The 24,873-nt window shown below is 57.0% G+C and carries 18 protein-coding genes and 1 tRNA gene; 7 read left to right on the plus strand and 12 right to left on the minus strand.

What is annotated here, in order from left to right; all coding sequences use genetic code 11:
• The first annotated feature begins 81 nt into the window (after positions 1-81).
• On the plus strand, positions 82-732 hold the full coding sequence (locus J9777_RS08915; protein ID WP_209348354.1) for a hypothetical protein: 651 nt from the start codon (positions 82-84) through the stop codon (positions 730-732).
• 199 nt (positions 733-931) lie between these two features.
• Here the strand turns inward: J9777_RS08915 and J9777_RS08920 are convergent, their stop codons facing one another.
• Positions 932-2,080: a CaiB/BaiF CoA-transferase family protein gene (locus J9777_RS08920; protein WP_209348355.1), complete on the minus strand. Its 1,149-nt coding sequence runs from the start codon at positions 2,078-2,080 to the stop codon at positions 932-934.
• A 5-nt stretch (positions 2,081-2,085) separates the two neighbouring features.
• Positions 2,086-2,847, minus strand: coding sequence for a crotonase/enoyl-CoA hydratase family protein (locus tag J9777_RS08925; RefSeq protein ID WP_209348356.1), 762 nt, complete (start codon positions 2,845-2,847; stop codon positions 2,086-2,088).
• A 133-nt stretch (positions 2,848-2,980) separates the two neighbouring features.
• Here J9777_RS08925 and J9777_RS08930 point away from each other — a divergent pair, with 133 nt between their 5' ends.
• A complete protein-coding gene (locus J9777_RS08930; RefSeq protein ID WP_209348357.1) occupies positions 2,981-4,246 on the plus strand; it encodes an acetyl-CoA C-acetyltransferase in 1,266 nt (421 codons plus the stop codon).
• 295 nt (positions 4,247-4,541) lie between these two features.
• Positions 4,542-6,509, plus strand: coding sequence for an AAA family ATPase (locus tag J9777_RS08935; protein WP_209348358.1), 1,968 nt, complete (start codon positions 4,542-4,544; stop codon positions 6,507-6,509).
• Between the two features lie 35 nt (positions 6,510-6,544).
• On the opposite strand, the gene J9777_RS08940 is transcribed toward J9777_RS08935, so the two are convergent.
• The 4 genes from J9777_RS08940 to J9777_RS08955 all read right to left on the minus strand — a co-directional run bounded on the left by J9777_RS08940 (position 6,545) and on the right by J9777_RS08955 (position 12,768).
• Positions 6,545-8,167, minus strand: a complete 1,623-nt coding sequence (locus tag J9777_RS08940) for an FAD-dependent oxidoreductase (protein WP_209348359.1) — start codon at positions 8,165-8,167, stop codon at positions 6,545-6,547.
• Between the two features lie 69 nt (positions 8,168-8,236).
• Positions 8,237-9,187, minus strand: a complete 951-nt coding sequence (locus J9777_RS08945; RefSeq protein WP_209348360.1) for a polyprenyl synthetase family protein — start codon at positions 9,185-9,187, stop codon at positions 8,237-8,239.
• Between the two features lie 24 nt (positions 9,188-9,211).
• Positions 9,212-11,275, minus strand: coding sequence for an FAD-dependent oxidoreductase (locus J9777_RS08950; protein WP_209348361.1), 2,064 nt, complete (start codon positions 11,273-11,275; stop codon positions 9,212-9,214).
• Positions 11,272-12,768, minus strand: a complete 1,497-nt coding sequence (locus J9777_RS08955; RefSeq protein ID WP_209348362.1) for an NAD(P)/FAD-dependent oxidoreductase — start codon at positions 12,766-12,768, stop codon at positions 11,272-11,274. The genes J9777_RS08950 and J9777_RS08955 overlap by 4 nt, the downstream gene beginning before the upstream one ends.
• A 249-nt stretch (positions 12,769-13,017) precedes the next feature.
• Between J9777_RS08955 and J9777_RS08960 the strand changes: the two genes are divergently transcribed.
• Positions 13,018-14,607 carry a DASS family sodium-coupled anion symporter gene (locus tag J9777_RS08960; protein ID WP_209348363.1) on the plus strand — a complete coding sequence of 530 codons (1,590 nt, stop codon included), beginning with the start codon at positions 13,018-13,020 and terminating at the stop codon, positions 14,605-14,607.
• A gap of 81 nt (positions 14,608-14,688) precedes the next feature.
• Positions 14,689-16,278: an AbgT family transporter gene (locus J9777_RS08965; RefSeq protein ID WP_209348364.1), complete on the plus strand. Its 1,590-nt coding sequence runs from the start codon at positions 14,689-14,691 to the stop codon at positions 16,276-16,278.
• A 176-nt stretch (positions 16,279-16,454) separates the two neighbouring features.
• On the opposite strand, the gene J9777_RS08970 is transcribed toward J9777_RS08965, so the two are convergent.
• Positions 16,455-16,542 (minus strand) — tRNA-Ser (locus tag J9777_RS08970).
• A gap of 93 nt (positions 16,543-16,635) precedes the next feature.
• Between J9777_RS08970 and J9777_RS08975 the strand changes: the two genes are divergently transcribed.
• A complete protein-coding gene (locus tag J9777_RS08975; RefSeq protein ID WP_209348365.1) occupies positions 16,636-17,757 on the plus strand; it encodes a peptidylprolyl isomerase in 1,122 nt (373 codons plus the stop codon).
• Complete coding sequence (locus J9777_RS08980) at positions 17,750-18,067, plus strand: DUF1905 domain-containing protein (RefSeq protein ID WP_209348366.1); 318 nt, start codon at positions 17,750-17,752, stop codon at positions 18,065-18,067. Before J9777_RS08975 ends, J9777_RS08980 begins: the two co-directional genes overlap by 8 nt.
• Here J9777_RS08980 and J9777_RS08985 read toward each other — a convergent pair.
• From J9777_RS08985 to hemF, 5 genes are all read right to left on the minus strand, one after another.
• Positions 18,064-20,154: a bifunctional (p)ppGpp synthetase/guanosine-3',5'-bis(diphosphate) 3'-pyrophosphohydrolase gene (locus J9777_RS08985; RefSeq protein WP_209348367.1), complete on the minus strand. Its 2,091-nt coding sequence runs from the start codon at positions 20,152-20,154 to the stop codon at positions 18,064-18,066. The genes J9777_RS08980 and J9777_RS08985 overlap by 4 nt on opposite strands.
• Positions 20,155-20,231: 77 nt before the next feature.
• Positions 20,232-21,152: a hypothetical protein gene (locus tag J9777_RS08990; protein ID WP_209348368.1), complete on the minus strand. Its 921-nt coding sequence runs from the start codon at positions 21,150-21,152 to the stop codon at positions 20,232-20,234.
• An 83-nt stretch (positions 21,153-21,235) separates the two neighbouring features.
• Positions 21,236-23,143 (minus strand): M1 family metallopeptidase, encoded by a 1,908-nt coding sequence (locus J9777_RS08995; protein ID WP_209348369.1) that lies wholly within the window; start codon positions 23,141-23,143, stop codon positions 21,236-21,238.
• Positions 23,144-23,191: 48 nt separating this feature from the next.
• Entirely contained in the window at positions 23,192-24,010 is an 819-nt protein-coding gene (locus J9777_RS14820; RefSeq protein ID WP_209348370.1) for a Rieske 2Fe-2S domain-containing protein, read from the minus strand.
• Complete coding sequence (hemF, locus tag J9777_RS09005) at positions 24,007-24,864, minus strand: oxygen-dependent coproporphyrinogen oxidase (protein WP_209348371.1); 858 nt, start codon at positions 24,862-24,864, stop codon at positions 24,007-24,009. Before hemF ends, J9777_RS14820 begins: the two co-directional genes overlap by 4 nt.
• Between the last annotated feature and the right edge of the window lie 9 nt (positions 24,865-24,873).

Here is a 24,873-nt window from a genome sequence, read left to right on the forward strand (position 1 = left end):
AACTAACGTCCGCTTCCCACCCACTTTCAGACCTTCAAATACCATTTTCCTACTCGTTCAAAATCTGCCTCAAGCTCTTCGATGAGCACACATCCTGATCCCCGTTCGTTTGGCCACGCAGATGCTTCGTCCGCTCCGGTCTCCATTGAAACCTCCAGCGACACTCTCCCCGCCACTCAGCGCCACGATGGCTGGTCCCCCGCCCGGCAGGCTGCGTTTCTGCGTGAGCTGGCCGCGACGCATAATGTCTCGGCGGCGGCGCGCACGGTGGGGATGAGCCGGCAGTCCGCCTACAAGCTGCGCATGCGGCTGCAGGGGACGCCATTCGACAAAGCGTGGGAGGCGGCGTTTGTGACCCGCTTCGATGCGCTGGCGGAGGCGGCGCTGGACCGCGCGCTGCACGGCGTCGAGGTGCCGCATTGTTACAATGGCGAGCTGGTCGGAACATCGCGCCGCTATGACGAGCGCTTGACACTGGCACTGCTCGCTTCCGGAAAACCGAGATATCGCCAACAGCCAAACGATTTCGATCCGGCCAGCGCATTTAAAACCGATGATCTGGCGGGACTGATCGAGCGCGTCGAGCGTGGACCAGAGGAATGGCGCGAAAGCCCGGATCAGGAGTTGGACGCGCGTTATGGCATAGCCGAAAGCGGCTCTGGGGCCGGGGGCTCTACCGATGTCAGTCATTCGCCGGAAGGTCATAATTTCGAGGGAAAAACAGACGATTAACTGATGATCGCGCAAGGTGACACGGTGTCGCCTTTGTCACCCAAGTGTCAACCGCCGTGCGAGGTGCAAGCACGTGAGACGCCCGTAGTTCGTCATTGCGAGCGAAGCGCGGCGAACCAAAGGTGTCCAAAGGACAATCCAGAATGGTCGAGCGCTTACTCTGGATTGCCGCGCAACCTGCGGTTACTCGCAATGACGATTAAGCAACAGTCCCCGCGTCACGCAGCGCCTTGGCTTCATCGGCAGCCATCCCCAGCGATTCCAAAATCGCATTGCTATCATCGCCCGGCAGCGGGGCGGGCGCAGGCTTGGCCGTCACTGTTCCGCTGTAACGCGGTGCGGGTGCGGGCTGCATATCACCGGCCACTTCGACGAAGGTCTCGCGCGCGACATTGTGCGGGTGCTCGGCCGCTTCACTCATGGTGAGAACAGGTGCGTAGCATACATCGGTATGCTCCATGATCGCGTTCCATTCGTCGCGGGTTTTGGTCTTGAAAAGAGCCTCCAGCTTTGCTTTCAATTCCGGCCATGCGGCCCGGTCATGCTGGGCGTTGAAAGATGCATCCCCGTCCAACCCGGCAAGGCGTCGGAGTTCGGCATAGAATTGCGGTTCGATGCTGCCGATGGAGACGAATTTGCCGTCTGCGGTCTCGTATGTGTCGTAAAAATGCGCGCCGGTATCGAGCATGTTCGCGCCCTGCTCTTCCGACCAGACGCCCATGTTCTTCATGCCGGTGATCATACCCATCAACGCCGCGGTGCCATCGGTCATCGCGCAATCGATGACTTGGCCTTCGCCTCCACGAGCCACGTTGAGCAGAGCGGAAGACATGCCAAATGCCAGCATCATTCCGCCACCGCCAAAGTCACCGACCATATTGATCGGCGGGGTTGGTTTCTCACCCTTCCGACCGAAATGCGCGAGCGCACCAGCGAGCGCAATGTAGTTGATATCGTGACCGGCAGCTTGCGAATATGGACCAGTCTGCCCCCAACCCGTCATCCGGCCATAGACCAGCTTGGGATTGTCCTTGAGGAGTTCCTCAGGCCCCAGGCCCAGCCGCTCCATCACACCGGGGCGAAAGCCTTCGATGATACCGTCAGCGCTGGCACAGAGTTTGCGCGCCAAAGCCACACCTTCATCCGACTTGAGATTGATCGCAATGCTCTTTCGTCCGCGAGCCAGCACATCCTTTGTGCTGAGCGGAGTGGAGCCGCCGCGGCCACCCGAAGCCCGGTCGATCCGGATCACTTCAGCGCCGTGATCGGCCAGCATCATTCCGCAGAAAGGGCCAGGACCGATCCCGGCGAATTCTACGATGCGAATTCCCTCAAGCGGACCAGGCATAGCGCTTACTTACCAGTCCAGTTAGGCTTGCGTTTCTCGGCAAATGCTAGCGAACCTTCACGCGCATCGGCAGACATAAACACTTGTGGGAGCAACTCCGCCTGCTTCTCGTAACGCTCTTCCAGCGACCAGCCGCGGGAATCGTCCATGATCTGCTTGGACACACGCACGGCAGTTGGACCGTTAGCGGTGATTGACGCAGCCAACTCCTTCGCAGCCGACAGTGCATCACCATCAGTAATACGATTGATCATGCCAAGTTCGTATGCCCGCTGCGCGCCGATGAAATCACCAGTAAGAGCCAGTTCCATCGCAACCTTATGCGGGATCAGATCGGGAAGAACCATCAGGCCGCCGGCCGCAGCTGCAAGCCCGCGTTTCGCTTCCGGAATACCGAATTTCGCTTTGTCGCTGGCAACCACCAAGTCACATGCGATCATCAGTTCAAGACCGCCTGCTAGAGCATATCCCTCAACTGCAGCGATCAGTGGCTTAACCGGCTTTTGCTCGGTCAAACCGCCAAAACCGCGGCCTTCGACCGATGGCCGTTCGCCCTTCAGAAAGCCCTTCAGGTCCATACCCGAACAGAAAGTCCCGCCTGCGCCTGTCAGAATGCCAACACGCAAATCGTCAGACGCATCAAGATGATCGAGCGCCGCAGCAATCGCTTCCGATGCAGCTTTGGTCATCGCGTTTTTGGCTTCGGGGCGATTGATAGTGATGATCAGAATGCCGTCTTCTTCCTGCGTCAGAACTTCTTCGGTCATATGTCTCTCTCCGCTATAGATATGGGCTACGGGCATGGGGCAAACCTCTTGCCGCCGTCTGTTGACTCACTTATATAACTAGGTGAACTAACTTGTCACGACACTTTTACACGCATCAAAGGAACCCGACATCATGGCCGAAGCCTATATCATCGACGCAGTCCGCACCCCGCGCGGAATCGGAAAAGTAGGCAAAGGCTCGCTTGCGAACGAACACCCACAGCATCTCGCCGCGACGGTTCTGAAGGCGCTTAAGGATCGCAACAGTCTCGACACGAGCACGGTTGATGATGTGATCTGGTCGACCTCTACACAGGACGGCATGCAAGCGGGCGATATGGGGCGGATGGCTGCGCTTGATGCAGGCTATGACATCACTTCCAGCGGTACCACGCTCGACCGTTTCTGCGGCGGCGGTATTACCACGGTGAACTTTGCCGCGGCACAAGTAATGTCGGGCATGGAAGACTGCGTTGTTGCAGGCGGCACAGAGATGATGAGCCTAACCGCAGAAATGATGAAAGAAAAGATGGCAGCGGGAATCAAGCCGGCCATGATGGGCAGCTATAATGAGCGCCTGCAAAAGGTTCATCCGCAATCACACCAAGGCATCTGCGGTGACGCGATTGCCAGTATCGAAGGCTATAGCCGCGAAGATCTGGACGCGGTCGGCTATCGCAGCCAGCAACGTGCCGACGCAGCGATTAAAGCGGGCAAGTTCGACAATAGCGTTGTCCCAGTTGTCGATGATGAAGGCAATGTGATCCTTGCAAAGGATGAGTATCCACGCCCGCAAACAACATTGGAAGGCTTGGCTGAGTTGGAGCCTGCCTTCAGCAAAATTGCCAATGTGCCGCTGGATGCCAATGGCACAACTTTTGCCGGTCTGGTGAAACAGAAATATCCTGACCTTGAGCTCAACCACTTCCACCATGCTGGGAACAGTTCGGGCGTGGTCGATGGCGCCGCTGGCGTGTTGGTCACGTCGGAAGACTACGCCAAATCTAATGGCTTGAAGCCGCGTGCTCGTATCGTGGCAACTGCCAATATGGGTGATGATCCAACCCTGATGCTCAACGCCCCGGTGCCAGCCGCGAAGAAAGTTCTCGCCAAAGCAGGCCTGACCAAAGACGATATCGATCTTTGGGAAATCAACGAAGCATTCGCAGTGGTAGCACATAAGTTCGTGACCGATCTTGGCCTCAGCTGGGACAATGTGAACGTCAATGGCGGCTCGATTGCTCTGGGCCACCCAATCGGCGCAACCGGATCAATCCTGATCGGCACTATCCTGGACGAACTGGAGCGCACCGGTGGTCGTTATGGTTTGGTCACGATGTGCGCTGCGGGCGGTATGGCACCAGCGATCATCGTAGAGCGTGTCGAAGACTTCGTTTAAGTTACATTTGAAACCAAACTTGCAATTGGGTGGGCCTTCGCTTAGACGGCCTGCCCAGCGAGCAATTCCGCTCGCTCTGGAGACGACCATTGTTGGAACATTTTAATATATCGGGTTTCGCACCCGCCATGTTCCAGCCCTTCGCCTAGGCGTTTCCAACGCTGCAGCAGGGCTGAGACCTGAGGCTGCGGCATCCCGTAAAACCGAAACACATTTACGGAGCGATCCGTGCGCGTGCCTGTGGCCTATACAGCGGCGCGTGCGGTCCCGAACCCATTTGGGCGAAAAGATTCTCATGACTGAATATGACATCATCCGGGGCTTGCTGCTCCGGCACATTAAGACGCTGCCGGCGCGGCACACGATGGCAAAGGACTTGCTCGAGTGGGCGCGCAAACATGGCGGTTGGCTGTTCGGCCTGAAACGGACCGAGCTTGAAAAACTGAACTGGACGGCTTTGCGCAAAGCGGTTCGTAGCGAGCATAAACCGCGCGCCAAGCTGCCTGCCCAGCTTGGCGTCGCGCAAGAGCTCGCGCGTATGCTGGCGTTGAATGAAACCGATACTGCAATCGTGAACGCGATTGTTGCGTGCGACCGGCTGCGCCGCTGCTGTGAGCTTACAGATGTGCTCGGCAAGTTCGAAAAGAACCTGCCTGAACTGATCGGTGAAGCAGCGGGCCTGCCGCTGGAAGAATGCGAACGACTTGTCCGTCAGCACCCGCTGGCACGCTTTGGCCTGTTCTGGTTCAAAGCGACCTGGCGCGGCGGAATGGAACTGCATCTCAGTTGGCAATTTGAACGCCTGCTGGATCGTGCGCCAGATTGCGAAGAAGCGATTACCGAACTGATGGTCGGGCCCAAGCAGACCGCGACCCTTCCGTTCGAGGAATTTCGCCATGTGCAAGGCGGTGACTTCTTGCAGCGTCTGCTGGCGGGCGCTGTCCGCGAGAATGCCGCTGGTATCAACATCCTGATTCACGGACCACCGGGAACCGGTAAAACCGAATTCTCGCGCTCGCTAGCAGCGGCGGCGGGGCTAAACCTGCACGGCGTTGGTGAAGCAGACGAAGATGGTGAGGAGCCGACTCGTTGGGACCGGATCAGCGCGCTACAACTCGGCTATCGTCTGCTCGGCGATGCGCCAGATTCAGCGCTTCTGTTCGACGAGATGGAGGACATGATCGGCGATGCCAAACGCGGGGATGATGACCGGATCAGCGGGCGGAAGGGCAGCAAAGTGTTTGTGAACCGCCTGCTTGAAACCAACCCGTTACCGGTTATCTGGACCAGCAACGCGGTCGCCAATGTCGATTCCGCAATCCTTCGGCGGATGAGCTACGTGTTGGAGATGGACTATCCATCGCGCGGCACAGCCATGCGCATGATGGACCGGATTGGCAGTGAGGAACACATTGTGCCTGGCGCAGGTTTTTCGGCCCTGATCGATGCTGCACCTGAAACGGCAACAGTATTACGTGTTGCAGCGAAAGCTGGACGGCTTGCAGGCGAAGATGATGGTGGTGTCGCTTCAGCGACCTCGCTTGTCTCTGCTCTGCGTGAAGAAAGGCTCGATCCGGCTGCGAAATCGGACATCGATTTATCACTCTACGAAACGGATATTCCTATCGATCCGCTGATGGCACGAATGCGTGATGGCGGAGCGAGTGATATCTCGATGTTACTGACCGGGCCTCCCGGAACGGGCAAGACTGCGCTCGCGCATCATATGGCGAAGACATTGGATCGTCCGTTGATCGTCAAACGTACATCAGACTTGTTGTCCAAATGGGTCGGGCAAACAGAGAAGCAGATCGCCGACGCCTTTTACGAAGCGCGACAGCGTGAAGGCGTGTTATTGTTTGACGAAGTGGACTCCCTCCTGTTCGACCGCAGCGATGCGCGGACAAGTTGGGAAGTCAGCCAAGTGAACGAACTGCTGACATGGCTGGACAAGCACCCGCTGCCGGTGGTTGCGGCGACCAATCACGCGCGCAAACTCGACCCTGCAACGATGCGGCGTTTTGTCTTCAAGATGGAGCTGCGTGCTTTGTCGGGAGAGAAACTCTCCTCAGCATTCGAGCGGTTCTTTGCGATGGAAGCACCGCGTACTCTGCAAGCGATCGGCAATCTAACGCCCGGCGATTTTGCTTTGGTCGCACGCCAATTGCGTCATGCTCCAGTTACGGATTCGCAAGAAATCGTTGCCCGCTTGAAGCTGGAAGCCGACGCAAAACCAGATGTGAGCGGGCGGATGGGATTCTAAGCCGGACCCCGTCCACCTGCTCTCAGGCGCCCGGTTTAGGCGGCATCTTCTTTGGCGTTCACGTGGCTCCAGATCGCAGAGACCACGACGGAACCTTCGCCTACGCCCGACGCGACACGTTTCACGGATCCAGCGCGGACGTCGCCTACGGCAAAGATGCCTTCAGTCGATGTTTGATAGGGTGAAGTCTGCCCTGCCGTATCGCCGGTTTTGACGAAGCCCTTGTCGTCCAAATCAACGAGGCCCGACAGCCATTCTGTATTCGGCGCTGCGCCGACCATGATAAACAGGCCGCCGCAATCCATCGTCTGGGAGCCACTGGCAGTCTTCAGCTCAATCCGCTCAAGCCATTTGTCACCGTTTAGACAGGAAACCTGTGTTTGGTAGTGGATGCTGATTGCCGGGTCAGCTTCCAACCGATCGCGAAGGTAGGACGACATAGAATCCGCCAGGCTGTCGCCGCGGACCAGCAAATGCACACGCTTGGCCGTTCGCGAGAGATACATCGCTGCCTGACCCGCTGAATTCCCGCCGCCAATAATCGCAACCGGTTTCTTGCTGCAAAAGCGCGATTCCATATCGGTTGCAGCATAGAACACGCCCGCGCCTTCAAATTCCTCGCGCCCCTCCAAAGGTAGCTTGCGATATTGAACCCCGGTCGCGACCAATACGGCTTTGGCGCAGACAATTTGCCCGCCATCCAGCGTAGCGCAGAAAGTCCCGTCGTCGCGCTTCTCCAATCCCTCGACCCTGCGCGGCATGGCAAAACGAGTCCCGAATTTCATCGCTTGTATTTGCCCGCGATAGGTCAGATCAGCCCCGGAAATCCCGGTGGGGAAACCCATATAATTTTCGATCCGGCTGGATGTTCCAGCCTGCCCGCCAATCGCGACATCCTCGATCACCAGCGCGCATAGGCCCTCCGCCCCGGCATAGACCGCCGCCGCTACACCCGCGGGACCGCCGCCGACGATCAGTAGATCGACATCGAGGCCTTCCTCTACATTCAGATCAAGACCCAGCAATTGCGCGACTTTGCGCGGGGTCGGCGTGTCAACGATATGGTCCTTAGCGAACACAACCGACGGTGTGCGTTTTGACAGATCGCATAGCCGAACAGTTTCCTCACACTCGCCATCCATATCGTACGATTGAAAGGGAATGCGATTGCGCGAGAGGAAGCTAGCGACCTCCTGCACCTTGGCATCTCGCTCTGCGCCAATCAGCGTTACCGAGCTACGTTGTTCCTCGAACTGGCGCCGACGGCGTGCAGAGAAAATCGTAATAACATGATCAGAAAGCTCCGGGATATCGCTCATCAACTGAAGCATATCCTCACGCGTCGCCTCCAGCGTCCGCGTATCTACCGCAGCGCGCATCGGCACGGTGTATTTACCGGCATTGAGAAAGGAAATCTCTCCCATAAATTGCGTCGGACCAAGTGAGAATTCCAGCCAACGCTCACCCGTATAGGGATTGACCATCTCGATATCGCCTTCGAGAACATAGACAAACATATCCATTGGGTCGCCCACTTGGACGACCATCTCGCCAGCCTTGTATTGCTGCTCTTTGGATATTCCGCGCAACGCATCGACATGATTATCCGCAAGCGGCTGACGCTTCATTTCATTGAGATTGCCGCCAATCGTTTCCATCTTCCGCGCCTTTCCCTGCGTTGCTCAGCCTTGAATGTAGGCCTCCATGCATATTGCACAAGCAGGCGGTTACCGGCGGGAAAGTTCGCGCGTGTAGTCGACCAATTCTTCAAGCACTTTCGGGTCCTTGGTCTTGGTCTGCACCTGCCATTTTGCGTCTTTGGCCAGTTTGTCCAAATGGTCGTCAGCTGCCGGCAATTGCGCGATCATCGCGTGTTTGATCTGGTCCAGCTCATCAGGCGAAGGCTCGGGCTTGCAGAACATATCGCAAATCGCACGGTCCTGAATCGCAAGCGAGGCCGGGAGGGTCAAGATACCATCGCGCAAATCTTCTTCGCCACCGCCGCCAAGACCTTCCAGACCTTTCACGTCACCAACATCATCGCAGCCGTGATAGACCATGCCGATCAGCCGTCCGAACTTGCGCAAACTGTCATCGCGGGTTGCGAGGCAAGCGCAGGTTTCAAACATTGATCCGGTGTCTTCGCCCGCGATTGCTTCCCAATCAGCCACCCCCAAAGGCTGCCTTCGCAAACGCCATTGCGCGCACTCGGCCACGCCCAGCCGTTTCACCAAATCGGCAAACAACCGGATATCATGCGGATCATCCGCCGACATATCAAAGCCTTCAGCCACGATGAAACCCGACGCCATCAGCGCAGGCAGCGAACCGAACTTTGCATGGAGCGAAGGTATCCCGCGCCGCTCGTCCGAATGGTCAAGAATGTCGTCTACGATCAACGTCATATTGTGCATCATCTCGAGCACAGCAGCGGAGCGGATCATCGCATCGGGAATCTCCGCTTTGACACCGTTCATCGCGCGATAGCACCCGAAAATCGTTAGCGGCCGGAAGTACTTCGATCCCTCAACAAACTGCCATTCCAGTAGCGGCTTCAAATCGGGGCCGACACTCTCGATCCAAGTGTTGAGCCATGTGCGCACCCGATCCATCTCATCGACGAATCCGAGGTCCGAGACGATGCCCGCCGTTACTGTATCCAATCCCGAATTGTTCAACTCAGCATCCTCTTTTCAAAAATATCAGCGTTTCGGACGCCAGCGGCGGGTCTTGCGTGACAAAGCCTGGCTATCCGCCGGTGCGCCGCCATTGAGCCTGTCCGAGAATTTGTCGGTCGCGTAACTTGCGAACTCACCCAGAACCATAAGGATAGCGGTGCCGAGCCCGATGAACTTATCATCATCGTGATTTGAGGCAGCCGTGGAATTGCCGTCATTGTCCGGCTCCAACACGCTGCGCCAGAACCAATAGGCGGTGGTCCACCAATCCAGCACATAGATCATCGGCAGCAAGACAACGCGCTCGCTTTGCAAAGCATTGCCCAAGTCCCTCAGGCCACCGCCATTGCTCTTGTCTTTTTCGCTTTGGACACAGAATTTGGCGGCATATGCAAAGGGCATCATCGCCAATTTTGCCGCACGCAAAGACGCATCGCTGTACGTCATATGCTGGACGATCTCGATTGGCTTGCCCAGCAGGTCTCCCGAGCGTTTTGCAGCCTCAAATTCTTGGATAGCTTTGGCGGCGAGTACGCCGCTTTCAACCGCGCCTTCGATGGTCGCCATATCAACATTGCTTTGACACAGATCGCCCGCAAAGAAGATGCCTGGCAGGGTCTCGGGATATGACGTCTTCGGCCTGTAATCCCAGCTGCCGACTTCGTTCAGGAATAACGAATAATCAACATTGGATCGGGCGTAGGTCTTGCCCCAGTCAATGTCGCAATCGGGATCTTCCCAGCCGCTGCCGATATCAATCTCTGGGTAGTATTTATGGAGTTCTTCCAGCATCGCCCAGCCCCAATCGGCAGTCCGTGTGCCGGGTAGCGCTTCACCATCAGATGCGGCGAGAACAAGCGCCGTCTTTCCGTCGAACTGCTCGGGTGGCCACAGCTTGGCAATGTCGAGCACCGACAGCCCATATTGCGCACCGGCCAAGCCGATATTCTCAGGCGGAAATACGGGCAGTTCTCTCTTCAAATAGAGATCGATCACCGGAATAGGAACGCCGCGCAGCCGGCGGAGCTGCGCCAGTGAAGGTTCCCGATCAATCAGCCTCTCACCTGCAATTCTCCGGCCACCGCCCGACACCAGAGTGTTCAGCACATTGCCCGGTGTTGCCAGAATGACTTGGTCAAACTCGCCGCTTTTCTCAGCGGCATTTGAACCTACTCTCTGCCACCGCACCACCGGCTTGTCGTCGACCAAACGGACCGAAGTGACCTCGGTATTGCAATTGATCTGCGCGCCGTGACGCTTCAGCAACGCCTCGATCGGAGCGATGATTTTGTCGTTGAGACTTCCCTTCAACATATGCGCAAAAGGCGCATCATTGGGAAATGTCAGCGTATGCCGGATGAAGTCCTGATAGGTAACCGCGGCGGTCCGCTCGCTCTGGATCGACCAGATCACCTGCAGCATGTAATTGACCATCTGCGCGACATCTTCAGTCGCATAGCCGGTCGAGTAGAGGAACCCGTTTACGTCCAGCTTATCGAGCTGATTGAATCCTTCGCGCCCCATCGGATAGCCCGCGATATCGAGCGAGGTATAGCCCGTCAGCAGCATCTCTGCCGGCGACAAAAGGCCGGACTTCAGATTGTCGACAATGGCATCGAGCGATGTTGGATTGAACAGATCAATGTAATCGTCCGACCCTTGACTGCGCATCTTAACGCCCGGCCGCGGATCAAAATGCGCCGCCTGTCTAAAGCCCAGCTCATTCTCGAAAAGGTCCCAGAAATTGACATACCAAGACGGGAACATGTGCGGATACACATCATGTTCGATCCCGTTAACATTGGTCGAAGAAAGATTGCCGCCAAGCCGTTCTTTCATCTCGAAAACGGTCACATCAAAACCGGCCTTCTGCAGCTTGATTGCCGCCGCCAGTCCGGAAATTCCGCCGCCTACAATTGCAACGCGGCGCCCCTTCTCGCTCGGCACCTTACTGATAGAAGGCCTCGGTGTACGTTGTGACTGGGCTTTCGTTTTTGCCTTCGGCTTCGCTTTGGCAGCAACCTTCTTCTTCGGCGCGGCTTTCTTCTTAACGGGCTTCTTAGTCGGCGCTTTCTTTGGCGTGTTCACAGGCCAGTCTCCGTTTCAAATGGTCCCTTAAGGCGCGGGTTCTCTTTCTGGGTGAAGGATGGCCCCAGCTTGCTCGCCGCTCGCACGATGTCGGATAGCCATGACATGTGCCATGCGCGGTCGTCTTGCACAGATGCGCGCCAGGCGCTTTGCCACAGATTCCAATCACCAACGAAGCCATCGATCGGCATCCCGCGACCTGCGATCAAATCCTGCAACGCGCCCGCACCGCCTTGTGCAACATGCTGGCCAATTCCCGACCAAATCTGTGATGCCATCGCAGCAGGCTGAACATTGCACCCTCCAAAGCCAGTGCCCGAAACACGCGCAAAATCGCGATCAGTCTGCGCACGCTCGAAACCCTGCTTGGTCATGCTCAGAAAAAAGTCACCAAAATGGCGATTGCGCATCATCGTGGCGTAGAAGCTGAGATAGAGCATCCCGTGGTCGAAATAGGACCGGAAGTCGTGATCGTAGCGCGCAAAGTCCGATTCCTCGAACCGTCCGCGCTCCAAACATTCGGCAATCGTGCGCGCGCCGATGATCGAGGATTCCATGCCCTGCGTAATGCCTTCAGCAGTCATCGGATCGACAAATGCCCCGGCATCCCCAACCAGCAATCCGCCAGCAAAGTGGTTGCGCTGAATTCCCCCATACATATGCACAGCGCCGCCCAATGGCTTGGTCATCATCGTGGCGTTGGCGCATTGCGGGTGGCGGTACTTCAACCGATCCATACTTTCGCGGAAACATTGCTGGACCGAGATATCAAAGCGTTCGCACGTCTCGCTAAGCATGCCCATTCCGGCATTGGCGCGGCCGCCGCCCGTGGGGAACACCCAGCCATAACCGGGGTAATGATCATCATCGAACCAGATACAGGCCTCATCCTCATCCATCTCGACACCTTCGAGATAGACCCGCTGCGAGACACCAATATGCCGTTTATCATCGCGGCGGAGGCCGAAGGCATTGCCGACAACAGACTGAACACCATCGGCACCAACGACGACTGGCGCAACGAGCTCTCCAGCGCCCTTTTTGGTCTTTGTCTCAACATAGACCAATCCGTCCTCGCGCTGGACCGATTTGACCGACGTGCCATAGAATACCGTTGCGCCCATCTTCGCCGCATTCTCAAGCAAGCCATGATCGAGCTGATCACGCGGCACGATATGTCCGTGCGGCGGCATACCCGCTTCGCCTTCATAATAGGCTACATCGTTTTGATAGGCGATATGCGGGCCGTAATAGGTGCGCACCTTATCAATAGCCGGGCGATCTTTTAGACCCAGCGCATCAGCGCAGCCCATCCGATCAATGATCCGGAGGCCAGCGGGCTCGACAAAATCGCCGCACACTTTCTCACGCGGGAAGACGCTGCGTTCGATCACCGCGACCTTGATGCCGCGCTTCGCAAGAGCCCATGCCATCGCCGCGCCCGAAGGGCCGCCACCCACTACGATGACATCAAACCTGCCCAAAGCTTTCATCGATTGTCCCCACTCGGCAGTTGACCTGTCGAATTTTTTACAATGCTGACTTGGAGGCTCGACGAATGCAAGTGCTGATCGCTGCAAGCGCGCACTTTATTTGGGAGAACCCCCCATTACTCGAAGTTTCTCGCTTAGTACTTGAAGGCGATGCTCGGAGAGCGCCGTGCTAGCCAACGGCAAATCTGTTTGGCACAAGGTCTCGATTTCTCAGAGATTCCGCGTCCTAACCAGCAAATAAGGAACTTTATGTCCGACCCGATCAGGCAACAGGGCGAGTACGAGGAATTTCCAAAGTCACATACGAGTGCTGGCCGTTCCGCGGGAATGATCTGGGCGCTCAGGGCAGCGGGCCCAATTGGCGCGCTGCTCGTATGGCTCGCACTCGGCAATTCGTCCGACCTTTCTAACGATGCGCGCTTTGTCGCCGCCATCGGCACGCTGATGGCCATTTGGTGGATCAGCGAAGCCATTCCGCTTGCCGCCACATCACTGCTGCCAATCGTGCTGATCCCTGCGCTGACAGAACGCACTGTCGGCGAGGCTACCGCGCCCTATGCCAGTTCCATCGTATTCCTGTTCTTGGGCGGATTTCTAATCGCGATTGCGATGGAGAAATGGAATCTCCACCGCCGCGTCGCGCTAATCACCTTGAAGCAGGTCGGCGTTGCGCCTCGCCGGATTGTGTTGGGCATGATGATCGCGACTGGCTTCCTTTCGATGTGGGTTTCCAACACCGCGACGACGCTGATGATGCTACCGATTGGCTTCTCTGTCTTGGCGCTCGTCACGGGCAAAATGCGCGCTGGCGGACCCAATATTTCGGGAGAGATGGCCGCACATAGTGACGAGCCACTTGATCCCAATATCGCGCGTTTCGGCACATGTTTGGTTTTGGCGATTGCTTGGTCGGCCAGCGTGGGCGGGCTTGGCACTTTGCTTGGCAGTCCGCCCAATGCGATCATCGCAGGCTATGCGGCTGATGAGCTAGGCCGTGACATCGGCTTTCTCGAATGGATGCTGCTGGGCGTTCCACTGGCAGTGACATTCATCATCATCGGCTGGCTGCTGATGACGCGTGTGCTTTACCGTTTCGAGATCGACGAAATCCCCGGCGGCGAGACAATGATCCAAGGCGAAATCGCCAAATTGGGCAATCCTAGCCAAGGCGAGAAGATGGTCGCGCTGGTATTCGGCGGCGCAGCGTTCATGTGGGTCGTACCCGGTTTGCTGGCGACAATCCCCAGCGTAAATGCGCAGTTCGGCTGGCTCGGTGAACTCAATGACACTGCCATCGCCATCGCCGCAGGTCTCGCCATGTTTATACTGCCCGGCAAAGGCCGGACCGAAATGGTGCTGAATTGGAAAGATGCCGAGGACGGTTTGCCATGGGGCGTGTTGCTGCTTTTCGGCGGCGGTCTCAGCCTGGCCAGTGCGGTGGCATCGACCGGTCTCGACAGCTGGTTCGGTCAGCAAGTCTCCGGCCTTGCTTCGCTACCGGCCATCCTGATCGTCGCCAGCGTCGTGATGTTGATACTGTTCCTGACCGAAGTAACCAGCAATACTGCCACGGCCGCCACTTTTATTCCGATCTTGGGCGGGGTTGCGGTTGGTATCGGGATGGACCCGATGACGCTGCTGATACCCGCGGCGTTCGCCGCAACCTGCGCCTTTATGCTGCCAGTGGGCACACCGCCCAATGCGATTGTGTTCAGCACAGGGCGCGTAACCATCGCGCAGATGGCGCGCGGCGGGTTCGTGCTCAACATTGTCGGCGTGATGCTGATTACGCTGTTCGTTTATGCGCTGGGCGGCTGGGCGCTAGGCCTCGTCCTTTAACACAGTGGACTAAAATGCAGCGAGTATTCATAGAGCGCTGCTTACGGAGCAGCATTCCGCACACCTTATCCGGAGCACATAATGGCCGATAGCCCCCCAGCGACCACCGCACCAAAGCGCAATGCCTTCACGCGGTTTCTGGACGGCGTCGAATGGTTGGGGAATTTGCTGCCCCATCCGGTGACATTGTTTGCGTTGCTGGCGGTCGGAATCGTCTTCTTGTCCGGCCTGTTTGGCTATCTTGAAGTCGCCGTTCCCGACCCCCGCCCAGCGGGAGCAAAGGGCGTAGCAGAGGATGGCATGATCCGCGCGGTTAGTCTGATGGATGGCGACGGGGTGCGGCGAATTTTCACCGGGCTGGTCGGCAACTTTACGGGATTTGCCCCGCTTGGCGTGGTGCTGGTCGCTATGCTCGGCGTCGGTGTTGCGGAGAAATCTGGGCTACTATCTGCCGCTGTCCGTAGCATGGTTCTGGGCGCGCCAAAGCATCTCGTGACGGTCGCCATCGTCTTCGCGGGGATCATTTCAAACACAGCATCCGAGGTCGGATATGTCGTGTTGATCCCGCTTGCAGCAGCGATCTTCTATGCGCTGGGAAGGCATCCACTGGCCGGTATGGCCGCGGCCTTTGCCGGAGTGTCGGGTGGCTATAGCGCCAATCTGTTGATCGGAACTATCGATCCGCTGCTGGCTGGGATCACGCAGGAGGCAGCGCGTCTACTCAATCCAGATTATGTCGTGGTGGCCACAGCCAATTGGTACTTCATGGTCGCGTCGACCTTCCTGATCACGCTGATCGGTTCGCTGGTGACGATCTATATCGTCGAGCCGAAACTGGGTGAATATGATGCGTCCCGCGCGGACCCTACTGTTCTCGACGATTCGATGATGAACCAGATCGAAGATCGCGAGCGCAAAGGTCTTCGCTGGGCCGGTATCGCGCTCCTTGGTGTGCTGGCGCTGATGGCATTGACGCTGCTGCCTGAATGGGGCGTCCTGCGAAATCCTGAAACCGGCGACCGGATCAACGCGCCCTTCTTCAAAGGGTTCGTGGTGTGGATCTTGATCTTCTTTATCGCCACCGGTTACGCCTATGGCCGCGCGGCGGGTACGATGAAGTCGGACCGCGATGTGATTGATGCGATGGCTGCGGCGCTGTCTTCGCTGGGTCTTTATATCGTGCTGGTGTTCTTCGCGGCGCAGTTCGTGGCGTTTTTTGGCTGGACGAACCTGGGCGCGATTACTGCGGTCACCGGCGCGACATTCTTGCAAGAAACCGGGCTAACCGGCCCAGCGCTGTTCTTCCTGTTCATTCTGGTGTGTGCAGTGATCAATCTGTCGCTTGGCTCTGCCTCCGCGCAATGGGCGGTGACCGCCCCGATCTTTGTGCCGATGCTGATGCTGATCGGTTATTCGCCCGAGGTTATTCAAGCGGCCTACCGCATCGGCGACTCTACCACCAATATCATCACGCCGATGATGAGCTATTTCGGGCTGATCCTTGCGTGGGCGACGCGTTACGATAAAAATTTGGGAGTGGGTACGCTGATTGCGATGATGCTGCCTTACACCATCTTTTTCCTGACGCTGTGGTCGCTGTTCTTCTTCCTGTGGACCTTTGTGCTGGGTATTCCGGTGGGACCAGGATCGCCAACTTATTATACGAGTTAGCGGGCAGGTCGGGATCGGCGGAGGGATTGTTTTGCGCTTCGCTTCAAACGCCTTTGGCTCGGCCGCAGCTTCGCTCTGGCCGTCTACGGCGCAGTGCGCCTTCGACTCCGAACCCTAGGGTTCTCAGCCCAGCCATCGCGACCATAAAAAGGGGCCGCTTAAGCGACCCATTTTAATGGCGGAGACGGAGGGATTCGAACCCTCGATAGGTTGCCCTATACACGCTTTCCAAGCGAGCGCGATCGACCACTCTGCCACGTCTCCGCATCGCCGTCTGGCCTGAGCCTTGGGCGAAGCAGCGCCTCTAGCTTTGTAGGGGGGCTTTCGCAAGACGGTTTCGGGTGGCAGAGTACGGACATGAAGAAACAACTCCTGCTGGCCGCAACAACGTTCGCCCTTACCCTCCCCGTAACTGCCCAAGAAACCGAGCCAGCAGGCGCACCATCACCCAGCCAGATCGTTGATGCCGCACCGGAAGAAGAGTGGGTGAGTATACCCGCTGAAGACCTGCTCATCATGGAGCTCTCGCCCGATGCGAATGACGAGCCTCGCTACGTCACCATCCAACTGATGCCAGCGCCGTTCAGCCAAGGCTGGGTAGAGAACATTCGGACCTTCGCCCGCGCCAAATGGTACGACGGCATCACCGTCAACCGCGTTCAAGACAATTACGTCGTCCAATGGGGCGATCCGAATTACGACAATCCCGAGGCTGAGGGTGAGGCGAAACCGTTGCCCGAGGGGCTGAAGGTTATGGATGAAAGTGAGTACGTGACAAGCAAACTCCTCTCTATCCCCGATCCTCGCGGACGCCCACGTATCAACTATACGCTGGGCGCTATTATGATCCGCAATGCAATGATCTCGAAGTCGGGTACGACTGATCCGTCGCCTGCCTTTATCACTGCAATGGAGGAGGCGCTAGAGAATCCAGAAGCACCACCGCCAGACTTGCCAGAACCTGATTTTAGTGACCGATACTCAGGTTTGACTTCCCTTGTTTTGGGATGGCCGATCGCTGGCAATGAGGGCGGGGAAACAAAGGCTGAGTTTTGGCCCGTCCACTGCTACGGCATGGTTGGCGTAGGTCGGAATTACTCACCTGATACCGGCTCAGGCGCAGAACTCTACACCGTGATCGGCCACGCCCCCCGCCACCTGGATCGCAATATTGCGCTTGTCGGACGTATTATCGAAGGCATGGAGCATCTTTCCAGCCTACCGCGCGGTTCAGGCGCTCTCGGCTTCTACACCAAGGAAGAAGAGGGCAAGCGCACACCGATCCTGTCGGTTCGCGTAGCGAGCGATTTGCCCGAGGACGAACAGCCGCTATTTGAATATCTCTCCACCGAGGGCGAAACTTTCGCCAAATATGCTGAGGCACGCGCCAACCGCCGCGATCCGTTCTTTCTCGTGCCTGCTGGCGGGGCGGATATCTGCAACATTCCAGTACCAGTACGGCACACACCGAATGGCTGAAACACTGAACTGCACACTGCCGCTCACCCGTTGGGAAGGTGATCGCGGCACGTATCATCTCGTGTCAATCAAAGGCGACGATGCCGAAACAATCGCCATGCACGCGCGCATTGAGAAGCTGGAAATGGGATCGCGGCGCGGCTTCGGATCGGTCAAAGTGATGGCGCGTATTGGCGATACGATATGGAAAAGCTCTGTCTTCCCGCAGAACAAATCCAGCGAGTGGATCTTGCTCGTCAGCAAGAAAGTGATGAAGGCTGAAAATATCGTCAAAGGCGACGATGTGAACCTAGAGCTAGAACTTCTCTAAATCCGCTCCGCATGCGCCACCGCATCGCTCGCTCTCAATGCGCTGAGAATGCGGGTTAGATGCGCAATATCCTGCACGTCCAGATCGACTTCATAGATACCGAAGGGATGTTCATTCTGTGACAATGTGAGCATGCGGATATTCGCTACGTTTTGCGCAAAAATACCGGCCATTTCGGCGAGTGCCCCTGGCCGATCATATAGCGTCGCCCTGATCCGCCCAACCGCACCTTTGGATTTCTGGCCCCATGACAGGTCGAGCCAATCAGCATCGACCCCGCTCGCGAGTTCGAAGCAATCGATTGCATGAACCAACACGCCCGGACCTTGCTTGCGTAGCCCCACGATCCGGTCGCCAGGCACAGGGTGACAGCATTCGGCAAGCTGGAAGCCCACGCCCGGTGTCAGACCTTTGATCGAAATCGCCCGCTCTTGGCGGGACCATTTCTCCGGCTCTTCCATATCGGAAGTGCAACCGGGCACCAACGCCTCCATGACATCGCGATCTTCGATCTTCGCTGCGCCGATCGCGTACATCAGCGCTTCCTCATCCTCGAGTTCAAGCCGCTTCACCGCTGCTTTTATGGCTTTCTTGCCGATCTTCGCCGGAACGCGCCCCGATATCTCTTCGAACAGCTTGCTGCCAATCTCGGCGACTTCGGCCCGCTCTTTCAATCGCACCGAACGGCGGATCGCCGCACGCGCTTTCCCCGTCACCACAAAACCGAGCCAGCTCAGTTGCGGCACGGCTTTCTTACCTTTGATGATCTCCACCACATCACCATTATTCAGCGGCGTACGCAGCGGCATGTGACGCCCATTGATCTTTGCGCCAACGGTCTGCGCGCCCAAATCGGTATGCACTGCAAAGGCAAAATCGACCGGCGTCGATCCCTTTGGCAGTTGGTGCAACGCGCCCTTGGGGCTGAAAGCAAATATCCGATCCTGATAGATCGCCATGCGCGTATGTTCGAGCAACTCCTCCGCATCGTGGCTGGCATCGACAATCTCGATCAAATCGCGCAGCCATCCAACTGCACCGTCCGGTCGGTCGCCTTGCTTATAGGCCCAATGCGCCGCCAGCCCGAACTCGTTGGTCTGGTGCATATTGCGCGTACGGATCTGCACCTCGACCCGCATCGAATTCTCATAAATCAGCGAAGTGTGAAGCGAACGGTATCCATTGTTCTTCGGCGTCGAGAGGTAGTCTTTGAATTTGCCGGGAATGAACTGCCACGTCGTATGTAAATTACCGAGTGCGGCATAGCAATCTGCCTCACTCTCGGTGATCACGCGAAAGGCCATGATGTCGGTCACCTGCTCGAACGATACATGCCTTTCGGCCATCTTCTTCCAGATGGAGAACGGGTGTTTCTCCCGCCCGGACACCTCGACTTGCAGCCCTGCCTCGGCCAGCGATTGCTTGATCGCAAGCGCAATAGCATCGACTTGGCCACCATCCTGTTTGCGGATTTGCTCCAGCCGCCCAGTAATGGTCTTAAACGCTTCCGGCTCTAACTGCTCAAACGCCAGAAACTGCATCTCACGCATATATTCATACATGCCCACGCGCTCTGCCAGCGGGGCGTAAATATCCATCGTTTCGCGCGCGATCCGCCGGCGTTTCTCCGGATTCTTGATGAAATGCAACGTGCGCATATTGTGCAGGCGGTCAGCAAGCTTGACCAACAACACGCGGATATCTTCGGACATGGCCAGCAGGAATTTGCGCAAATTCTCCGCCGCGCGCTCATCCTCCGGCATCGCTTCGATCTTGCTGAGCTTGGTCACACCATCGACCAGCCGCGCCACGTCTCCGCCGAAATTGGCTTCGATATCCTCAATGGTGGCGAGGGTGTCTTCGACCGTATCGTGAAGCAGCGCAGTGATGATCGTTTCCTGATCAAGCTGCAAATCGGTCATCAGCCCGGCGACTTCTACCGGATGGCTGAAATACGGATCACCGCTGGCGCGCTTCTGGCTGCCGTGCTTCTGCACCGTATAGACATAGGCTCGGTTGAGCAGCGCCTCATCAGCGTCAGGGTCGTAATCAAGGACCCGCTCTACAAGTTCATACTGGCGCAGCATCAGTCGCGAGTGTGCGTGTTAGTTCGACCAACCGCAAGAAAAATAGACGATATACCTACGCTGTCCGCTCATTTTGCTCACAATCTCGAAACGATCCAAAACGACTGAAGAACGATGTAGCCGATGAACAGCCAACCCAACCAGCTTATTCCATCTGCTTCTTGAATATCAGATGCCGGTTCAATGGGCGCATAGGGAAGCCAACTTGCCACAACCCGCGGATCGAATTCATCTTCAACTCCGGGATTGAAGCGCCTGAGGCTCCTGACCAAAACTCCAACAGGTCCGCCTTTTTTTACGCGCTCATGATAGGGCAGATCATCCGCAGGGCCCGCCTTCAGTGTCTGAAATGCCTCGTGCCACTGATGACTGGGTTTCGATAATCGCGCCAAACATTCGACATCACTCAAACGTTGCGCAGCGCCCAGTGCGAACCATTTGGGGTTTGCCTTCTCCAATTCGTCTCGCCATGCAAATTCATCATCCGCCAGTTTTATGACGCTATCTGATCGCGGAATTGCAGCGCTCAAAATGCCAGCCAAGAATTCCTCTGCTGCTGCGGCATGACTGAGCTCGTGCATCTTTTCGTCATCGAGAATATCACGCACAATCGCGTTCGCGCCGTTCTCTTCTGTTTCACCGTATTCATTCCCGAAAAGCAATTTATGCAAAGCAATGGCTCGCGGCGAAACCTCAGCCCGATCAAATTCGGGGAGATCCACATGACCAGAGGATTGCAGCGCGCTGGCGGCAAAGTCAGCGTGCAATATGCCGCTCTGACCCGCTTTCACATCGTCCTGATCGAGAGTTGCCTGCTGATCTCGGACATCAGATTGCGCGACGTTCAGAGCCAATCGCAGTTGCTGGAAACTTTCAATGTCTTCATCAGGAACAATGGCTTTAAGCTGGATTGCGTACGCGCGCTTGATGGCAGCCACATCATCGCATGGCGTAAGTCCAAGAATTTCCCATGCTTGGTCAGGCGACATCCTCAGCATTCTACACGCCTAACCTATGCGATTATGCTTAGAACCGTACCGCACGCGATGATGAACAGGCGGTCAACCCGCGCGCGACCGGATTACGTGTCCGCGCCGGCAGAATCCTTGTATCCCAGCGTTTCATCGACATTGCCGCGCGTATAGGCATGATATCCGCCGCGCGTTTTGGCGTAGATACGCTGTGCTATCGGCTTGCCCCATGCAGTTTCATTGAGCGCGGTGAATAGCGGGCTGACGAACTTGTTACGCCCGACCCGCGCAAGAAACTGCTCAGCCTGCGGGACCGCCGAGGCGTATTGATTGCGCAGCGCCGCTTCCAACCACAGGAACAGCACTTCGTTGTTGCCCGTCTTGGACAGGCCCAATGTGTTGTCGAGCGCAGTAAGCTGCTCTGCCGTAAGGGCCTGCGGAAGCTCCTCGAGGAAACGGCGTTGCTCTGCCGCCGTCCAGCCGGACCAAGCTTCAGTATCCGGCAAAGTCGCATCGCGTGCGTATGCAGCCACTGCACTGTCCACCGCAGCAAATGCCTTGGCGTCGGGCTTGGAGGCATTGTCCGGCAGGCCAGTGCCATAGACCCATTCGTCCAGCATCAAGCGCTGTTCCAGCTTCTCGTCACCATCGACCAGCTTTTCCCGCAGATCGGCGAGGAACATTTCCGATGTAACCGCCTCGAACGCATGATTGTCGAACCACTGGGTCAGCCAGGTATCGAAGGTCTCGCGTCCAATGATGTTCTCCACCGTGCGCAGGAATACAGTGCCCTTGTCATAAATCGCGACGCCCTTTGTATCGAATGGGTTGATTTCATCGGGCGAGCGCATGGCAGTAGCGGGACTGTCAGCCCCGGCTTCCTCGATGCCCTTGACCAGTGAGGCATAGCTAAGCGCATATTCCTGCTCGGCCCGGTCCTTGCCATAGACTTCCTCGACGATGCGATTTTCGAAATAGGATGTCACGCCCTCGTTCAGCCAGCCATCGCGCCAGCTGGAATATGTCGTAAGATTGCCCGACCAGCTATGCGCCAGCTCATGCGCGATGAGCCCGTTATTCGAACGGTCTCCCGCGATGAAAGTTGGAGTGAGGAAAGTCATCACCGGGTTTTCCATACCGCCATAGGGGAAGGCTGGCGGCAGTACGATCATGTCGTAGCGGCCCCAGCGATAATCGCCGAACAGCTCGATACCTGCATCGATCATCTCTTCGGTATCACCCACTTCCTGCGCGGCAGCGTCGATCACTTCGGGTTCAGCCCATACGCCGGACCGCGGGCCGAGTTCGCGGAATTCAATATCGCCCGCCGCGATGGCGACCAGATAGGGAGCAACCGGCTTGTCCATCTCGAAGGTAAAGGCACGCTTGCCCTCTTCAACGACCTCCGGATCCCCTTGCGACAGTCCGGACATAACCACTGTCAGCGCTTCTGGCGCAGTGATGCGCGCCGACCAGGTCTGGCGAACACCGGGGCTGTCCTGCGTAGGAATCCACGTGCGGTTGTTGATCGCCTGTCCCTGACTAAACAGGAAGGGATACTCGCCGCCTGAAGTCTGTTCGGGTGTCAGCCATTGCATCGCCTCGGCGTCTTTGGCCGAGTAGGTAATGGTGATTTCACGCGCATCGCCCATCTCGACGGAAAGCGGTGCGCCCTTGCCGTCCTCGACTTCGCCGATCTCGTACTCAAGCGATTTGCCCTCGCCATCAGTGATCGCATCGATCATCAACCCGTTATTGTCGAGAATGACAGTGTCGACCCCCTTTTCGGCGATAATATCCAGCATAGCAGTGCCAGTGACGGTTTGTGTTTCGAAATCGAGGTCCAGATCGAGATCAAAATGGTTCACTCGCGCTTCCAGTGGTTTGGCGAATGTCTGATCGTCGAACGCTTCGGCGCTATCGAGTATCGGCGCGACTTTAGGAGCATTGGTATCGCCGCTTTCGGACAATCCGCAGGCGGAAAGAAATAGCAGGCTAGCAGCAGCGAGAAAACGCATTGGAGAACTCCGAGGTCGGTATTTGAATGTTGGCCTTCGAATGGCCGATCATTCACCAATGAACAAGTGCCCATCGACCAACCGAATGGCTGGAGGTGTAGGTAAGTTGCCGCAGCGGCCCTCTTGCTCGACTCCATCAGACAGGGCGAAACGATAGGCATGCCATGGGCAGGCAATCACTCCGTACTCATCGATATCGGCATCACCCAGCGGCCCCAACATATGCGGACACACTGCCGCATGGGCGATCCATTCGCCTTTGTGGTGGCGTACGACAAAACGGCCCGTGGACAGTTCGACCGGTTGGGATTTATCACGATGCAACTCTGCCTCGGGTCCGAGATCGACAGTTTGCGGCGCGGCTTTACTTGGAGCTTTGCGCAAGTCCAGCGCATCTTGACGCGCCGACATCAGCGCTTCGTCCTCATCATACAACGTCTTATACTGCGCCTGTAGATAGCCGAGGATTATCGCTGATTGCTCATCCGTTTCAGGTGCTTGCGGCAAATAGAACCGCACATCGACCTCGATGGCACGAGAGTCATCGGCGCCTTTCTGAGTCGCTTGCGTATGGATTTGCACGCCCTCGCCGGTGCCCTCCAGCACAGTCGTCGCCCAATAATGATTGGGCCGGTCGACCAACAGTTCCACAACTTGCTCTCCGCCGCCAGCAGCGGGCGGCAGCGTAGTCTTGCACCGCCAACCCCACCCGCCTTCGTCGATCAGCTCAATCGATGCAAAGGAAGACGGATGGACGAAAGGAAGATGCTCCCAATCATAGGCGTTCTCCATCATCCGGTTGAGGGAAACGGGAATGTCGCGAGTGTAGTTGCCGAGGAAATGGAGGTCAGTCGGCTCGTTGATCACGTCCAAACCGCTTCAGGCGGCAGGCTCATCAAAATTGCGTCGATATTGCCGCCCGTTTTCAGGCCGAACAACGTCCCGCGATCATACACCAAGTTGAACTCGGCATAGCGACCGCGCCACTCCAACTGTTGTAGCTTGTCCGCATCGGTGAAATCGGATTCCATCCGGCGGCGGACAAGTTTGGGGTAGATGTCGAGGAAGGTCTTGCCGACATCCTGTGTGAAGGCGAAATTACGCTCAAACGCTGCATCATCGTCGCACTCGAGATGGTCGTAGAAAATCCCACCTACACCGCGATGGCATTGGCGGTGCGGGATGTAGAAATACTCATCCGCCCATTTCTTGAAGCGGTCGTAATAGGTCGGGTTATGCCCGGCGCAGGCTGCGCGGAAGGCAGCGTGAAAATCGTCCGTGTCCTCATCATATGGAAGTGGCGGATTGAGGTCAGCGCCTCCACCGAACCATGCTTTCTCGGTCGTCAGGAAACGCGTGTTCATGTGAACGGCGGGCACATGCGGGTTGGCCATATGTGCGACCAGACTGATACCCGTTGCCGTGAAGCCCGGGTTCTCCGCACTCGCTCCGTTCACGCTTGCCGCAAACTCGGGCGAGAAACTGCCGCTTACGGTCGAGACATTGACGCCGACTTTCTCGAACACTTTGCCTTTCATCAGGCCTTGGACACCGCCGCCAGGATCATCATTGCCCTCTTCTTCCCGGTCCCATGGCGTGAACTCGAATGAGGCATCGCTGCCTGCCTCGCGTTCAACCGCCTCAAACTCGTTGCAAATATCGGTGCGCAGAGTTTCGAACCATTCTTTGGCGCGGGCTGTGTGGTCGGTGTGATCGGTCATATTTCTCAA

The sequence above is a fragment of the Pontixanthobacter sp. CEM42 genome, assembly GCF_017812015.1.
GTDB lineage: Bacteria > Pseudomonadota > Alphaproteobacteria > Sphingomonadales > Sphingomonadaceae > Pontixanthobacter.

Excerpts from the sequence above, each read along its gene's own strand:
- J9777_RS08920 (WP_209348355.1), bottom strand. The coding sequence starts at position 2,080 with ATGCCTGGTCCGCTTGAGGGAATTCGCATCGTAGAATTCGCCGGGATC.
- hemF (WP_209348371.1), bottom strand. The coding sequence starts at position 24,864 with ATGACCGATCACACCGACCACACAGCCCGCGCCAAAGAATGGTTCGAA.
- J9777_RS08925 (WP_209348356.1), bottom strand. The coding sequence starts at position 2,847 with ATGACCGAAGAAGTTCTGACGCAGGAAGAAGACGGCATTCTGATCATC.
- J9777_RS08940 (WP_209348359.1), bottom strand. The coding sequence starts at position 8,167 with ATGGAAACGATTGGCGGCAATCTCAATGAAATGAAGCGTCAGCCGCTT.
- J9777_RS08985 (WP_209348367.1), bottom strand. The coding sequence starts at position 20,154 with ATGCTGCGCCAGTATGAACTTGTAGAGCGGGTCCTTGATTACGACCCT.
- J9777_RS08955 (WP_209348362.1), bottom strand. The coding sequence starts at position 12,768 with ATGAAAGCTTTGGGCAGGTTTGATGTCATCGTAGTGGGTGGCGGCCCT.
- J9777_RS08935 (WP_209348358.1), top strand. The coding sequence starts at position 4,542 with ATGACTGAATATGACATCATCCGGGGCTTGCTGCTCCGGCACATTAAG.
- J9777_RS08965 (WP_209348364.1), top strand. The coding sequence starts at position 14,689 with ATGGCCGATAGCCCCCCAGCGACCACCGCACCAAAGCGCAATGCCTTC.
- J9777_RS08980 (WP_209348366.1), top strand. The coding sequence starts at position 17,750 with ATGGCTGAAACACTGAACTGCACACTGCCGCTCACCCGTTGGGAAGGT.
- J9777_RS08960 (WP_209348363.1), top strand. The coding sequence starts at position 13,018 with ATGTCCGACCCGATCAGGCAACAGGGCGAGTACGAGGAATTTCCAAAG.
- J9777_RS08915 (WP_209348354.1), top strand. The coding sequence starts at position 82 with ATGAGCACACATCCTGATCCCCGTTCGTTTGGCCACGCAGATGCTTCG.
- J9777_RS08930 (WP_209348357.1), top strand. The coding sequence starts at position 2,981 with ATGGCCGAAGCCTATATCATCGACGCAGTCCGCACCCCGCGCGGAATC.
- J9777_RS08990 (WP_209348368.1), bottom strand. The coding sequence starts at position 21,152 with ATGCTGAGGATGTCGCCTGACCAAGCATGGGAAATTCTTGGACTTACG.
- J9777_RS08975 (WP_209348365.1), top strand. The coding sequence starts at position 16,636 with ATGAAGAAACAACTCCTGCTGGCCGCAACAACGTTCGCCCTTACCCTC.
- J9777_RS08995 (WP_209348369.1), bottom strand. The coding sequence starts at position 23,143 with ATGCGTTTTCTCGCTGCTGCTAGCCTGCTATTTCTTTCCGCCTGCGGA.